Source organism: Estrella lausannensis, assembly GCF_900000175.1.
In the GTDB taxonomy this organism is placed as follows: domain Bacteria; phylum Chlamydiota; class Chlamydiia; order Chlamydiales; family Criblamydiaceae; genus Estrella; species Estrella lausannensis.
On the sequence record NZ_CWGJ01000001.1, the window covers coordinates 41,186 to 57,121 of the forward strand.

The 15,936-nt window shown below is 46.2% G+C and carries 11 protein-coding genes; 3 read left to right on the forward strand and 8 right to left on the reverse strand.

All coding sequences use genetic code 11. The features are described from left to right. Positions 1-2 precede the first annotated feature (2 nt). From ELAC_RS00170 to ELAC_RS00215, 8 genes are all read right to left on the reverse strand, one after another. Positions 3-884, reverse strand: a complete 882-nt coding sequence (locus ELAC_RS00170) for a DUF58 domain-containing protein (RefSeq protein ID WP_098037254.1) — start codon at positions 882-884, stop codon at positions 3-5. A 39-nt stretch (positions 885-923) separates the two neighbouring features. Further along, positions 924-1,925, reverse strand: a complete 1,002-nt coding sequence (locus ELAC_RS00175; RefSeq protein WP_098037411.1) for an AAA family ATPase — start codon at positions 1,923-1,925, stop codon at positions 924-926. A gap of 303 nt (positions 1,926-2,228) precedes the next feature. Beyond that, on the reverse strand, positions 2,229-3,992 hold the full coding sequence (locus ELAC_RS00180) for a sensor histidine kinase (RefSeq protein WP_098037255.1): 1,764 nt from the start codon (positions 3,990-3,992) through the stop codon (positions 2,229-2,231). A 593-nt stretch (positions 3,993-4,585) separates the two neighbouring features. Beyond that, complete coding sequence (locus ELAC_RS00185) at positions 4,586-5,581, reverse strand: glycosyltransferase family 2 protein (RefSeq protein WP_143406388.1); 996 nt, start codon at positions 5,579-5,581, stop codon at positions 4,586-4,588. Positions 5,582-5,805: 224 nt separating this feature from the next. Then, positions 5,806-8,073, reverse strand: coding sequence for a tetratricopeptide repeat protein (locus ELAC_RS00195; protein WP_098037258.1), 2,268 nt, complete (start codon positions 8,071-8,073; stop codon positions 5,806-5,808). A 581-nt stretch (positions 8,074-8,654) separates the two neighbouring features. After that, entirely contained in the window at positions 8,655-8,942 is a 288-nt protein-coding gene (locus tag ELAC_RS00205; RefSeq protein ID WP_143406389.1) for a hypothetical protein, read from the reverse strand. After that, on the reverse strand, positions 8,939-9,298 hold the full coding sequence (locus ELAC_RS00210) for an anti-sigma factor antagonist (protein ID WP_158227761.1): 360 nt from the start codon (positions 9,296-9,298) through the stop codon (positions 8,939-8,941). Before ELAC_RS00210 ends, ELAC_RS00205 begins: the two co-directional genes overlap by 4 nt. 1 nt (position 9,299) lies before the next feature. Then, on the reverse strand, positions 9,300-11,033 hold the full coding sequence (locus tag ELAC_RS00215) for an ATP-binding SpoIIE family protein phosphatase (protein WP_098037262.1): 1,734 nt from the start codon (positions 11,031-11,033) through the stop codon (positions 9,300-9,302). A 450-nt stretch (positions 11,034-11,483) separates the two neighbouring features. On the opposite strand from ELAC_RS00215, the gene rpoN reads away from it, so the two are divergent. From rpoN to ELAC_RS00230, 3 genes are all read left to right on the forward strand, one after another. Then, entirely contained in the window at positions 11,484-12,950 is a 1,467-nt protein-coding gene (gene rpoN, locus ELAC_RS00220; RefSeq protein ID WP_098037263.1) for an RNA polymerase factor sigma-54, read from the forward strand. 183 nt (positions 12,951-13,133) lie between these two features. Next, on the forward strand, positions 13,134-14,882 hold the full coding sequence (locus ELAC_RS00225) for a hypothetical protein (RefSeq protein WP_098037264.1): 1,749 nt from the start codon (positions 13,134-13,136) through the stop codon (positions 14,880-14,882). Positions 14,883-14,967: 85 nt separating this feature from the next. Continuing rightward, positions 14,968-15,846: a hypothetical protein gene (locus ELAC_RS00230; RefSeq protein WP_143406390.1), complete on the forward strand. Its 879-nt coding sequence runs from the start codon at positions 14,968-14,970 to the stop codon at positions 15,844-15,846. Positions 15,847-15,936 lie beyond the last annotated feature (90 nt).

Sequence of the window (15,936 nt, forward strand, 5' to 3'; positions counted from 1 at the left end):
TCCTAACTCCTTACCTTTCTGTAGCCAAAGAACTTCCTTAAGGCGTTAACCGGCGACTCATCCGTTTTAACCGTTAAAAATTGCGCTCCGGCTTTCAAGAAACACTGCTTCCATTCATCCCTATTTTTTTGAAGCGCTTCCGAATAGGGCAATGGATACTCCGGACTTGCAAGATCGACGTAGTCTGTGATCCCGGTCTCGGGGTCTTTGATAAGAGTCAGTCCCAGAGGCGGCACCTGCACTTCCCATGGGTCGACAAGGCAAAGTCCGACCACATCGGCTCTCTTGGATAATGCGGCCAGCTCCTTTCCTCTTAGAGGGGCTAAAAAGTCGGAAATAATAAAAATAATAGCCGCTTTTTTTTGCGTACTAATCAAAAACTTAATCGCTGAAAGCATGTCCGTCTTGCTCTCCTTAGAACTGGAGATCAACACATCCCTTATGACCCGAAGAACATGTCGGAAACCCTTTTTCGGTGAGAGATACCCCTCCACTTTATCCGAGAAGAGCAGAAGACCGACTTTGTCATTGCTGCGCAGGGCAGAGAAGGAGAGAAGCGCGGTGAGGGTGGCCGCAACCTTTTGCTTCGTGCTCTTTCCGCTGCCTCCCAGCATTGAAGTGGATATGTCTTGAGTGACGATGATTGGAAGCTCGCGCTCCTCCCTGAACACTTTGACATAGGGATGGTTTAGCCTGGCGGTCACATTCCAGTCGATACTGCGGATATCATCTCCGGGTACGTAGTCTCGCACCTCTTCGAATTCCATACCGGTTCCCCTGAAGATGGAGCGATAAGCTCCTGCAAGGAGATCTTCGGCAAGGTGTATAGACTGTATCTCTATACGGCGGATTTCTTCTAAGATCTCTTTAGGTATGGTTGCCATATCAGAAACCCGCCTTGCTGCTCACCCTATCCATTGGCATCAGGGCACAGGGATTGCTTTAAAGATTCTATCGATGATGTCCTCAGGGGTCAGATTCTCCGCCTCGGCCTCATAACTTCTCCTAAGACGATGTCTTAAGACGTCAAAGGCCACCTGCTTGATATCATGAGGAGTGACAAACGCTCTTCCGGAAAGAAAAGCATGTGCCTTGGAAGCATTTTTCAGTGCGATGCTGGCCCTTGGTGAAGCGCCGAATGCCAGTAAGCCTTCAATATCGGCTCCAAACTCTTTAGGTCTTCTTGTGGCAAAGATGATGGCAAGGATATAGTCGATGATTTTCTCGTCGATATAGATCCTTTCCACCAGATCTCGCAGCCCAAGAATATCTTCCCCTTTGATCACCTGGCTCACCTTAGGTGTCTCCTTCAGGGAGGCCATGCTGGCGAGGATTCTCTTCTCCTCCTCCATGGAGGGATAGTTGATTTTAACCTTCATCAGGAAACGGTCTGTCTGCGCTTCGGGCAGAGGATAAGTCCCCTCCTGCTCAACCGGGTTTTGTGTCGCGATGACCAGGTAGGGCGATGCGGCTTTAAACGTTTCTCCCCCAATGGTAACTTGCCTCTCTTGCATGACCTCCAAGAGGGCCGACTGCACTTTGGCAGGTGCCCGGTTGATTTCATCGGCCAAAAGTAAATTGGTGAAGATGGGTCCTTTTTTTACGGTGAAAACCGCCTCCTTGGGATTATAGATGACTGTCCCCGTAAGGTCTGCGGGCAAAAGGTCGGGCGTGAACTGAACGCGTTTAAAATCCAGGTCGATCACTTTCGACAGAGTCGTCGCGATCAATGTCTTGGCAAGCCCGGGCACACCCTCCAAAAGGATATGTCCGTTGCAAAGAAGTGCGATAAAGAGACTGTCGATCACCTTACTTTGCCCTACGATGACCTTGGATATCTCCTCTCTGGCGATACGGAGCGTTTCTGACCGCTGTTTGATTTCTTGTCCAAGGCTTTCAAGATCGTTGACTTCAGCGCTGTTCATAAACTTACCGGGAAAGTGACCTGTTGAATCGTGGAAAAGAGTCTTCATACACCATAGCTTGTCGCTATCCAAGTAAAATTTTATTGAATCAGGAGATGCGACGCGAGAGAATTCCAGGGGATAAAGAAGAACTTTCGATATAATTTGAAATGATTTTTAGCTTGTCTTGAGCCGTTTTCAAATCGAGGGCTAACAGACGCATGCTGCTATTGGCTCTCAATTTGAATCGAAAAGCCGCCAAGACAATCGAAAAAATCAACGGGTGTTAAGTTAGAGATCGTCACAAACTCAAACCATACGATTTCAGTTTGTGGACGGTCTCTTAGGCAAACGAATTGTGAAAGTCGTCCCTTTGCCCACTTCGGACTCGACCGAGATTTTTCCGTTGTGCTTGCTGATGATCGTCTCGACAAGCGACAACCCAAGGCCGGCCCCTCCCATTTTCTTGGAGTGCATGCGGTTAACTGTATAAAAACGTTGGAAGATATGTTCGACATCTTCCGGAGGGATGCCGATTCCCTTGTCGGCAATGGTAATCACCACATCTTCGGATCGATCTTCCACGAGCACCGTGATATGCGCAGGGGGATTAGAGTACTTCGCCGCATTCTCAAGCAAATTCCAAAGAGCCAGCTCCATCAACTGCTTGTCTGCCGAAATAGCAATCGAATCTGTTTGCCCCAAGTTGAAGATGACTTCGGCTGTCGGATGTGCATCTTGCAGCATCGATACACACACTTCCAGGATCTCAATGATGTCGCAGGGAACAAGCCGCGATTCTTGAAGATGCTCGATATCGGCGAGCGTCAAGAGATCTTTGATGAGCGTGGTCATCCGCTCGCAGCTTCTCACGATTTTCCCAGTGATCTCTGTAGTGGTCTCTAAGGGCAGTTCCGGGTTGTCATGCAGGGTTTCGGCAAACCCGCGGATCACTGTAATGGGTGTCTTGAGCTCATGGGATGCGTTGGCAATAAAGTCTTTTCGCATCTCAAGAATTTTATGCTGGGACGTGTTATCCTGGATAACTAAAATGGCCCCCGATCGCGCTTTCTTGGGTGCTGCGACAATATCGAGGAAAAGAGTCCTTCCCTCAATTTTAAGCCGCTCGGAAATCTTAAGTACCTCTTCCTTATCCTGACACCTCTTCAGCAACTCCTCCCAAGAAGGTTTTTCCGAAGACGAGAAATTCTTCCCCAAAATAGTGTCTTTATCCTTTTCCAAAAACTTAAGCGCCATCGCGTTTGCAAACTGAACAACCATGGAGTTATCCACCGCGACAACACCTTCAACTAAAGACTCCAAGACGGCTTCTTTTTCATTTCTCTCCATTGTCAGCGAGTTGATGTGACTCTGAATCCTTTGTGAAAGAGAATTCAACGTCATGGCGAGTTTGCCGAAATCGTCTTTGGTATTACTGGAGCGGATGCGGATCTCAGGAATTACGTTCTGAGTTCCTTCCTGATAAGGTTTCACCGCCCGGATGATTTGCTGGATGGGGTTTGTCAGGTGATTGATGATAAACCATGTCATGATGGAAAACAGCAACAACACCAAAGTCGCAAGACCCAAGAAGCCTATCTCAAAGTCCCGGGTCAATGAGATGATGTACCTGTACGGAAAGGCCATCCTGAGCACATATGTTTTGCCATGAAAGTCAAAGGCCTTGGCCATATAGGCAAAATCTTGCTTGAATAACCTTGAGTAGCCTTCATAGTAGCCGACCCCGACTCGGAAGGCTTGAGCAACTTCGGGATGGTCGAGAGTATAATCCTGACTGAAACTGGGACCGAGCAGCTTTTTTGCATGGGAATCGTAGAGAACTTTACGCTCGTCGGTAATGATGCTGACCCTGAAAAAGATCATCCATTTCAGTTCTTTCATGCGCCTGATGAGGGCGTCATCTGTTTTTGCCTCTTTAAGTTTGACGATCATTTCATCGGCACGATCCGACATCGTCTTGGCAACGATCTCATCGACAGTCTTGGTCGCGAACGGAAACAGAAGAACTAGAAAAAGAAGAAAAACACCGATGTAGGAAATGAAGATCTTCTGACGAAAGCTGAACATTAAAACGTCCCTTAAAGGCCAAAAAAAGGAGTAGGCTATAATTTATAAAAAAACGCAACCAAACTCATGCGAATTGGTGCAATACAACAAAAACTTCATTATATAATAAATAACAATAATTCACACTGCATTTACATCTCTTTGAGATCGCGCCAAACGATAAATTACTTCAAATTGAATTAAATCGAAAGTATCTCAAAATTGCAGATCTTGAGACACTTTCGGTATATCTGCCCCTTCAAAAATGGATCAGGAATCCGAATCCGTGTGGATTTCATCTATACCAGGACAGCGTTCGCTCGTCCTTGGCTATCTCTCCTGATTTGATATTTTCGCTTTTGACCTTCCGGGCAAGATAGGGTTCATATGAGAGGAAGACACCAACATTTTTTAAGATGTTTTGTTTTCTTATCCCATCGATAGCAAAGGCGCTCATTCCCCTTTGGCCTTTGCAGGCAGAATTGCCCCCAATCAAAGAGTAAAGGTCCGCCTCTCAGGCAGCTTCCGATTAGAGATCTCATAACAACATCCCGTGGTGAACTCATTACCACGGCAATAGTGGGCCACTATTTCAAATGACAAACCAAGAACTTTTAAGAGCGTTTCCGACCGATCAACTGGTCTAACGAATAGGCCAGCCACCCCAGGGTGATAGGAAGACTTACGACAAAATGATGGAGCGTGTACCAAAATCTGAGAATGCGGCTCTCTTCAACAAGGGAAGTGAAAAGATAGAAGCGCACCGCCAAAAAGAGAAAACCAAGGGAAAAAAGCAAAATAAAAACGACAAAAAATGCCCCGGCATGGGCGGGAAAAATAAAACTCAATACAAACGGGCATATGACACTCAGAACAAAGATCCAGGCAAAACGAAGAGGGCTGAGCAAGAGATCTTTAGGACAAGGACTCGGCTCGGCTTGGTACTTCCCGAAAAGGGGCGCATAGGTGTACCCCTTCGCATAAGCCTCTTGTACACATTGACAGACGGTGTCAATTCGACTGTTTATCAAAGACATGGGAACATCCAAAGAACGCAGCAGCCACCCCTTTTTGTGAAGACGGTAACTGATATCCTCTGTCTCCGAGCCATTTAAACGCTCGTCGAATCCCCCTACATCGTCAAGAGATGACTTGCGTAAAACCATATCCCCGGAAACATAAGGAAGTAGACCTTCAAGCCGTCTTAGCTGAAGATCGACAATGCTGCAGTAGAGTGATCTCGCAGGATTCAGTTCACGCACCGAACCGATCACAATTCCAACGCTCATCTCCTTAAACTCTTCTATAGCCCGCATCCCAAAATCCGGATGGATTATGGATTTCGGACTGATAAAAAACACGAATTCCCCAGAGGCTGCTTTGAGAGCAAGATTCTTACAATGGGCTTGACTGGCGTTTGTGTCTTTTAGGATAAGAGTGCGTACGCCCAATTCCCTGGCGATGGCGATGTTTTGGGAAGATGCCTTCGCATCGATGTAGATTACTTCCAAGACGCCTTCCGACATATGCATGGAGAGACAAGATGAAAGACAGTCCCTTAAAGACTCCTCAGCCTGGTTCCCTATGACCACTATCGAAAGAAGAATCATATATACCGAAAGTGTCTCAAAATTTGTTTTTTGGCAAAAGGCAAGCTCTCAAAGACTGAAAGATTGCAAGTCACTTGTATTGGAGATGAAAGGTAGCATGCAATCTATCCATCCTGAGGGCTTCTCAGAGCCAAAGTCCCAAATTTCCAGACACTATCGGTATGATCTTCTCGTTGCGCCCTGCATGATACCGAGGCGGCTTTAGGAGGACCCTCAAACCGGTTTTATCTAGGGGTCCCCTCTTGTTTTTCGATCATCTTCAGATTTTTTCTTAGAACTTCACTGCCCGGATTATTTTCTAAAAGTTCAAGCGTTAACTTCTTCGACAAGGCGATATTCCCACGCTCAAAGTAACGCCTTGCCAGATACGATTTAGCTTCCATCGATTCACCGGCAATGTCTGCGTAGATTGCATCGGCTAAATCCACTTTTCCCTCTAACAGAGCTGCTTTAGCTAAAAGCTCTTTACCTTTCAGGCTCTGGTCTAAACCTGCGTTGAGCTGTATCTCATTGCGCGCCCTAGCAAAATCTCCCTTCTCAATGTAGGCCAGCGTCCGCAGCCATGCTGCTTGTTGGCTTAAATTGCCTTTTTCATCTTTCACTTCGCTGAGTAGTTTTATGGCCGGCTCAACTTGTCCGTCGCGGATGAGAAGTTCTGCAATCGTGTAATTTAATTCATTAGACTCCCTTTGCCTTTTGGCAAATTCGAGAGCTTTAGCTATGGATCGGTTGGTGCCATAGGCTTTCGTCAAATTCACAAGCACCGAGTCAGGGGCAGCCTCTTTAGCACTTTCGTTGAACATATCCAACGCTGCTTCCGTCCAGCCTGTTTCTAAGAGAGCGGCGACATAGGCCATATGGCTGAGAAGCATATCTTTGTCTTCCTGACGCAGAGTGATGTACGGATCTTCTTCCGATTTCAGTGCATAGGAATTAACTCTGGAGATAAACCCTGGATTGGCTTTGTTTTGCAGAGACTCTCTCAGCTTAATTTCCAGCTTGGAGAGCGGTATGTCTTTGCCTTTTAAGGCAGGGGATCCATAGAGCTGGTAGGTAAGGATGCTTTTTAAGGCTAGCTCCAAGGAGGGATTCCAGGACTGATTGGAAAACGGATTATTTTTGAGAAGCTCAAGAGCTTGTTGTTTTTCATCCTTGCGCAAGTAACTTAAAAGCTGAAGCCAAAAAGCAGATTGCTCAGACAAGCTCAGATTTTCTTGCTTGCTCAGCCTTTCAAACTGAGATTCATCCCAAAACTCCCACGGCCTTAAGTTGGCAAGATACTGCACGTACTGGTTTGAAGCCGGATCTGAAGCTTCGACCTTTTTGACCTCTTTCAAAGGTTTTACAGTTTTACTGAGGAAAAGCGCTTTAGATAAGAGCGCGCTGTCATTTGTTCTGTCAAGATTGGCTTCCAAAACATCCAGAGCTCTGTCAAACCTGCCTTGCCTGATGTAAAAATCCGAGAGCTGTTCTACAGTTTTAGGATCGAGCGGCTTTTGATACCATGCTGAGAAATATTCCGAGAAAGCCTGATCTCCCTTACCGGCCATCTCCAAAATGCGGCCTCTATAGGAAAGAACTTCCGTATTTTGGGGATCCAGTTCCTTGGCTTTTGTCAAATACTCAAAGGCAGTCTTTGGGTTCTCAGCTATCTGCATTAGAGCCAGCCTGAAAAGCCTGGGGACATCCTGTTTGCCCTCAAATTGCCTGGACTTAAGCAGCTCTATGGCCTCCATGCGCTTTCCCTCGAAGAGATAGGCGTCCGCATCAAGAACAAGCCAGCCCGCTTCGTTTTGCTCAGATCCTTTCCATGAATTTCTCAGTTTCCTATAACTTTCGTCTCTTGCAGAGTCGATAAAAGCTTTAGCTAAAAGAAGAGATGCTTCCTCGTTATTTTTGAAAAGACCCGGCGCAAACTGAGATAAAATGACAAGCTGCGACTCGTCTTTTTTCTCGATCGCATGATCTAGAAGAAGAGAGAGCCATTTTTGTCCGAACTCGGTATTCGGATTGAGATATTTTTTATTTTTTTCCGTGTAGAGAAGGAACTTGCCTTCATCCCCTTTTTTGAAAAGCCTCTCTGCCGTTGCGTAAGCTTCCGCTTCATCTTCTGCCGATTTCGAGGGCGCTTCCTTTTGAGGTGGAGTCTCCGGCTCTTCTTTCGTCTTCAGCTCCTCATGGGAGTCTATTCCCGGCTCGGGCTCTGCCTCTTTGTCGCTCTCATCGCTTTCCCCACCAATCGTCTCACCTTGGGATGATTCTTCTTCATTCGATGTTGCTAAAGAAGTTTCCGGAGAATTCCATCTCTTTCTGGGAGCATCCGCCAGGGCGATATCTTCGTTTTTCTCCTCAAGAAGGGCTCCTCTAGGCCAGGATTCGGGCTGAACATCCTTAATGTCGAATGTTTCCAGCTGATTGGGTAAATATCTTGCCGCGACAAAAGCTAAAGCCGCTGATACAACAAGCATAAGGACGAAAGCGATCTTTCGCATGGTCTGCCTTCTTTATCGATTACAAGTGTTTTCTTTGCACAGAACTTAACTGATCATAGGATGAAAAGGTTTTGACTAGCATGAAAGCTGTTTTATCCTCAAGACTTTAATGCTGCTAAAAACCTTTTCAGATTTTGTATCAGACAAGTTGAGCAGCGCTCATTCCCAGAGTCTGGCAGTCCATTCTGCCTTTGTCGATTTAACCGACAAATCGCCATACGCTAGCAATCTCTTACCCTTTCAAAACTTTCTCAAATACATGAGGTTCGTTTGCCGTTTCCCAAAGAGAGAATCCGACATAATCACGATCAGGATCAATTTCTTGCGATCTTACTGAAAGATGATTTAATCGAGGAAGGATTTTTAAAACAATTATTTATTTACGCCGAAAGCGTCTCAAGAGGGGGGCTTTTATACCGAAACAACTTGAAGAATTGGAAATTTGGCCAGGAGGGCCTTAAGAATTTTTGTCCGGAGCGAGCGACCATTGCCGAGAGGCAAGGCGCGAGTGAGAACGAAAATTCTTAAGTATACCGAAATTGTCTCAAAATTTGGGATTTTGAGACACTTTCGGTAGGAAATCAGCTTCTTTCGTAACGCCGGCTTTTGCTGGATGACGCCCGTGGCCTAGGTTCACTCTCGCGCATCGCACGCCCTCTTCCCCTACGCTCCCTCCACTCCCGTTCAATCCGCAGCTCGTCGTAAAATGAAGGGCGATATTCGCGGTCTCTGTCCGCAATTTCATCTTCAGGAATTTCCTCAAGACACCCAACCACTTCCTTAAATGGTGTCAATGTAACCACCTCGGGAAAACAGGGACATGCCTGAACCAGCACTGCGGCCAGTGAAAACAAAAGCGTTCTTTTCATGATTTGTGAACATGTTCCTGAAATGATTTTACAGCTTCATCCACACTTTTATAGATCTCGAAAATCTTATGCATGGAAACCAGCTCGAACATTCCCTTAACTGTAGGCGACATGCAAGCGAGCTTCAAGCTTCCCCCGCGGTGCTGCAAGCTTCTGGATATTCCCAAAATGGATCCCAGGCCGGAGCTGTCGATGAATTTCAGCTTGGAAAGATCGATCACAGCCTTACGACAGTCCTCCTTGGCTATGAGGTCGAGAACTTTTTGCTTGAACTCGGGCGCTTCCTTAGCGTCCAGACTTTCCTTACCTATGAGCACTATGTAAACGCCGTTTTGTTTTACGTAGACCAACTCCAATTTATCCTCCTGAAGGATACGTTTTTAACACCTTCAACCTATTCCACTTCTGCTTGCTGTTTTTGCACTGGTATTCCACCAGGTCGCACACTGTTTTGATGATGTAGAGGCCAAACCCCTGACTTTTCTCCGGAGAGAGTTCAGCGTGAATCAGTCGAGAGGGTTCCAAAGAATCGCCTTTATCAAAAAATTCCATACAGACTCCGCCCTTCTCTTTTCGTATATCTACAAAAATCTTTCCATTTTCCTTGAAGGAGTAGCCATGTTCAACAATGTTGCAAAAAACTTCGTTTGCCACAAGCTCAAGCTTCAGGGCAAATTCTTCATCAGAATAATTCCATTCACGCAATCTCTCTCTAAGGCAGCATCTAAGCCGTCCCAGCTCTTCCAGGCGGCTGCTGAATGAGATTTCTTTGGCTATCTTTCCTTCTTCGATACCCTCATCAATCCTGACAACAATCAAACTTAAGTCGTCATCGTAGTGATCTTTTTGCGCAAAGCTAAGCACAGTATCCTGGATCAGCTCGATCAAATCCTTAGGCTCAAGCCGAGCGGAATTTTCAACGATTTCAAGAAGCCTCGAGCTTCCAAACACCTCCCCTTCAGGAGATCTCGCCTCCGTAACGCCATCAGAGCAAAAAACAAAGAGATCGTTGGGAGCAAACGAGAGCTCGTTGTAGGCGTATTTCTTGGGTGATACAATCCCTATCGGGTAATTTTTACATTCGGCATACTTTGCTCTTTGAAGTGCATGAGAGAAGTGGATAGGTCCTGGCGTACCACAATCGACGAATGAAAAAATCTGGCGGTCCAGGTCGAACCTCCCGTAGATCAGGCAAACAAAATACTCAAGTCGCATCAGCTTGTCGGCGATTTCGTGACTGAGCTTGAAGACAATCTCTTGCGGAGTAAGCCTCATAGGTGCCTTTTCTGAATCCCCATAGAGTGCCGAAACAGGGTTGGCAAACCTTAAAAGCTGGGTTTTGACGGCCGTGCCTACAACTGAAGCGGTAATTCCTTTTCCCATCACATCCCCGACCGCAATGTCAAAGACGCGTCCTCCCTGGTTGAAAAAATCAAAAAAATCGCCGTCGATTCCTTTCGAGGGCACTGTAACCGCCTCAATGCTCATTCCGTTAATTCCCTTCGGCACCGAACCGACTAAAAGGGTTTCGTGAATGATGGAGGCCATCTTGATTTCCTGATGGAGGTTTTTAAGGGACTGCGTTAGAGCATTGTGCTTTTCAAGAAGCAAGGTTTGCAGCGTCTTGTTCTCGTGCACAAGCTTATATTGCCTGACAGCTCCTTTCATCGTTTGTATCAGCAAAGCTTCGTCCCAGGGTTTTTCAATGAACTGATACACTTTTCCTTCATTGACAGCGCGTATGGCCACCCCGGAGTCGGGCGAGGCCGTCATCAAGACACGAACCACGTCAGGCTCTATCTCTGCCACCGTTTTGAGTACTTCAAGACCGGCCATTCCCGGCATCTTCTGATCACAGACAATGGCGGCAACCCTGACACTTTTCATCAAGTGGAGCGCATGGTCGCCATCTTTGGCTACAATGATCTCAAAGCCCGCTTGAGTCAACGATTGCTCAAGCAAGCTTCTGATCAGAGGATCGTCGTCGACAATCAGAATCGTCTCATCCCCTTTTCCTATCGTTCTTCTCTTCTTTTCCGAAAATTGAGGGGAAGAAAGACCGGTATCGTTATCCAGGGAAGAAGATGACATCGGAAATACCTCATTCGATTTTCAGTCACATGTTGTTCCAGAAATTATTTTTTTTAAAGCTAATGAAGAAATATAGCGCAATTGGGGATTTGGTCTTCCCAAAATTACGAGAACTAAAATATTTCAAAACAACTTAATATTAGCCAGATATAGACGCACATAGTCTTTCCGTGGCAAGAGTTTCTCTAAACCTCAGGACCAAATTTTGCGACACTTTCGGTATAAAGTTTTGCCTGTTTCCGCTATATACCAAAAGTGCATCAAAATTTGTTTTAACAAAAAGGATTCCCGAGATTGAATGAGTGCAGTTAACCTAGTATCAAAAGTATGGGTAACTTCTGATTACAGAATCCTGAAAGCCTCCTCTTGGCCCAAAACAAATTTTGCGACACTTCGGCATAAGAGACTGTCCTATAACTGAAATCAACAACTCTCCAAAGGAGATTGCCTTTGAATCCCAAATTCGAGCTGAAACAGGAAAGAAAGCAGTCGCTTACTCAAAAGCAATCCCAGCGGCTCATCATGTCTGCGAAGATGCAGCAAGGAATCTATTTTTTGCAGCTTCCCATCCAGGAGCTTGAAGCGACAATCGAGGAGGAGCTCGAAGAGAATCCTCTTTTGGATATTTTGGAGGAGCGGGAATCGACACCCGAAGAAGATGAGGAGTGGGAGAGGGATCCAAAGGAGAACCTCGAGGAGGAACTTTCGTTTAATGAGGGAGATTTTGAAGCGCTGAGCCGTATGGACGACGATTTCACCGAAAATCTCTACCAAGAAAAAATATCCTCCGAAAATCGAGAAGACGGGGATAAATTAAAAACATTCCTCCTCTCTCTCGTCCAAAAGAGAGATACTCTCTTCGAAAACCTGATGCGCCAGGCGGAGGAGGCTTTTACAACTGAAAGCGAAATGAAGGCCGCCGAATCGGTGATCGGAAGCTTGGATGAAAAAGGATTTCTGACAACGCCTCTTGATGAGATAGCCTTCCTTTCCGGAGAAGCGCCTGAGCTTGTGGAGTACGTGATACGACGCATTCAGGAATTCGACCCTCCCGGGATCGCAGCGACCTCCCTTAGGGAGTCCCTTCTCATTCAGCTGAAACGCAAAGACAAAGAAAACACACTGGCCTTCAGAATCGTCGACGAGTTCTTTGACGAACTGATTCAAAATAAAATCAAGCTGATCGCTGCGAAACTTAAAGAAAGTCCGGAAATGGTTAAACAGGCTGTAAAAGACCATATCGTCCAGCTGGATCTCAATCCCGGATACCTTTTCGCAAACACCGGCCAGAAAATTATCGTTCCCGACCTGTCAATCCAGGAGGAAGACGGAATCCTGCACGTGAAGGCTAATAATGACCGCCTGCCTGAGCTAAAGATCAACAGGCAGTATATCCGTCTCTTGCAGGATGAATCTCTCAATAAGGGAGAAAAAGAGTTTTTAAAAAACAAAATCGAATCAGCGCGCTGGCTGATCAAGAACATCGCTCAGCGCCAGTCGACAATCGAGAAGATCGGCGAGTGGCTGGCCGACAAGCAAAAATCCTTTTTCCTCGACCCCAAAGGTCTTCTGACACCCGCATGCATGCGAGAGCTTGCAGACGACTTAAGCTTGCACGAATCCACCATTGCAAGAGCGATTGCAAACAAATACCTCTCGTGTGACAGAGGGGTGTTTCCGTTAAGAAAGTTTTTTACAGCCTCCTACACGAACGTCTCCGGAGAAGCAGTGTCTGCCAAGACTGTAAAAGATATTCTTAAAGAGATCATCGACGGTGAAGATAAAAAAAGACCTCTCTCAGACCTCACCATCGAAAAAGAGTTGGAGAGAAGAGGAATCCCCTGCGCGCGGCGTACAATCTCCAAGTACAGACTGGAGCTTAATATAGGAAACGTGCATCAAAGGCGGGAGTTTTAACAAACCCTCCCCTCCTAAGAATTTACATTTTAATCAGTTAAATTACCCTTCGCTTCATGGCACTCTGGCATTCTTATCTTGATTTCTGCATGATAAGGGTTCTTGTAGAGATGAGGGTGATGAGAGCTTCCGGATAGGGTAGACGTCCCTTCGCGCTAAACGTAACGTTGATCATTTTTAAATATGACCCTGTCTCCTCAACAACTTTCAGCCAATCTCCAGGAGCTCTACTATGAAGCACACGTCGGCGGTCAACCCGAACTTGTGCCAAGTCTTTTTTCGAATCACGTATACTCCTCAGGAAGCGGTTTTGGAAGATTTTGGAAAGTCATCTACGCCGTCATTGGCTTTTTTTTCGGGCACGGGCTGAAAAACGAACGGCTTAAGACAGTCCTCATGAAAGTGGTTCAATCCTATCAGCAGTTTCAAAAAGAGATCGAACCTGTTTTTAAGCGCTACCAGACCCTGATTGGAGAGCGCTGTGAAGGGTATGAAAGCAGAACAGATCTGTATAAAAATTTGCGCTGGCAAATCCATCACTGGAACGATAGGACGATGCCGTTTGTGAAGCTGATTCTTAAGCGCAAGACCGCAAAAGTTGAACAGTTGATCAGAACTTACTTCTCCGGAGAGAATATTGAGGCTCCCGAAGAGAGCGGCAACCCCTTTATCTTCCCGAGCACAAAAGAGATTGCATCCTATCAGCGATTGATTGATCTGGAAGAGCTTTCCGAAGATTTCTACCCCTATTACCCCCTCGCCAAACTGGCCATGGAAAAGCCACTGACTAAAACGGAAGAGCAAGAATTGGGAGATTGGATCGAGAGGGTGGAAAGCCTGGAGGTCAAACAAAAAAAACTCCGGAGGTCGCTGGAGGCGCTTATTCATAATATCAGCGCCATGAATTCCTCTCCTGTAGCCAAAGAACCTTCTCTCGTGCTGTTGGAGATTGAACTGCTCAAGAGGGGGCTGAACACTCTCACAAAAGAAGACCCCAAACATATCGAATGGCGGAAAACGCTCAAAAAAGGCGATACCGTGCCTATCAACGGCACCCCCTACACGCTCGGGGAGGAAATTCGCTACCTGAAATCCACCCCCAATCAAAACCTGGTGTTTCTTTGCCGTGAAAGAGAGGATGCTGTAGTTGTCATAGGGAAGAATCTTTCGACCCTGGAAATTCGGCGGCAGCTTCAAAGAGATGTCTCGAGCGGTCTGGTGCCTCCCACCTGGATTGAAATAGGAGAAGACGGAAAGGCCGCTTTACAAGAGCGGATGTTAAAGCACATTTCCCAGATCGAGTGGAAGTCATCCCACGAACTTAAGCAAGCTGATAATCCTTTTCTCAGGCCTTTTATCGGTCTCATCCGCTTTATGGTACAGATCGAAAAAACGCCAAAGAACATCCCATTTGAGTATTTGTACTTCAGCCGTGATTGCATTCTAAAATGCATCAAACCGACGCAGCTGGTCCCTTTCGATTACGGTTCTCTGGAGCTGCTTGCGCTTTACGCATCTAAAAAAAACCAGGTCATTTTCAATACCATAGTCACCAAATCCTCCCTTTTTCAGTATGGTCAGCGAAGGTTTTTCGAAGACATTATCAGCACATTTGAACAAGAGGGAAATCTTAGCCCTAAAGCCATCGCCAGCTTATCAACCCATATGATCACAAACTCATCGGTGATAGACCGTGGAGAGGCATTGTCCGAGAGTGTGCGCACTCTCTTCAAGAGGATCGAAAAAAAGATCCACCTCCGCTATCAGGTGGAAGATCCGGATGCGCTAAAAAAGGCGATCCGCAGGCATATCCGTATAAGATACAATGCCGAAAAAGCACGAAGTTTTTTCTTTCCGAAATTTAGTAAAAGAGTCATGAATCAAATTCAAGGTGATTTAAGACTTCAATTGAAAGAGGGTTTCTCTTTTTAATGGAGATTTCCAGATGTCAATGAGATTGATTTTTAAAACTTTGCGGAGCATCCTTGTCATATTTGTTTCTTTGGTAAGTATGTCTATGACCCCTCTATCTTTAAGCAGCGGATGGAACTGTCCGTCGGACCATCTGCCTGTCGGTGTAACTCTGGAATCCTCCGATTTGCCAAAACCTATTTCGGTCATCTCCTGGAATATCCTCAACTCCCTATGGATCCCTTACATAGAACAGGATGCCGAGACAAATGGAATGAAAGAGAGTGCCATACTCAAACTCGACCGAATCATTGAGGGAACCTCCTATACCGAAAGGGAACTCAAGGTCAATGAGCTCATTCAATCCATCCTTTGGGGCCAAATGCAAAGAGGAAGGTCTCCCATCCTTCTACTGCAGGAGGTTTCAACGCCGATGAGAAAGCTGATCGAAAAAGATATTCCCCAGCAGCTTTGCATCTTGGCAACCGATCCGGGATTTAACGACTTGGGGCTTGTGATCTATGACCAAGAGATACTGGTGGTCGAGGAATATGAGGTCATCCACGGCCTCTACTCCAGAGATCGAGACAACTTTGTCCAGGATGTGATTTTTTCCATCCGGGGATCTGAACAGCGTTTAAGAATCATCAATACGCACATACCGGGTGGAGAGGGATCGTGCGGCCCTCAGGAGTTTTCAAGCTACCTCCAGGCAACTTTCAAACCAGGCATGCCCACCCTTGCTGCAGGCGACATGAATGTTGAGTCCCCCGAAGTCGACAGCGCCCTGAAGGAGGCATTCAATGGAGCATCTCCCTTCGCTCCGGTAGTGCAATCCTACGGGACGTACATTAATTCGAGCAATAAACTGCTTCAATACGACCAAATCCTGTTTTCGCTTCATCAGGTAGATTCCCTGAATGCATTCCCTCTCGATCCTACAGGGATTGAGGGAATTGTGGCGGATTATCTGTCCGGGCTTTAGAGACCGTCCACAAGCTGAAATCGTATGATTTGTTTGCTCCATTGGGTTATAAGCATACTGATTTGAGTTTGTGGACAGTCTCTTAGAGAC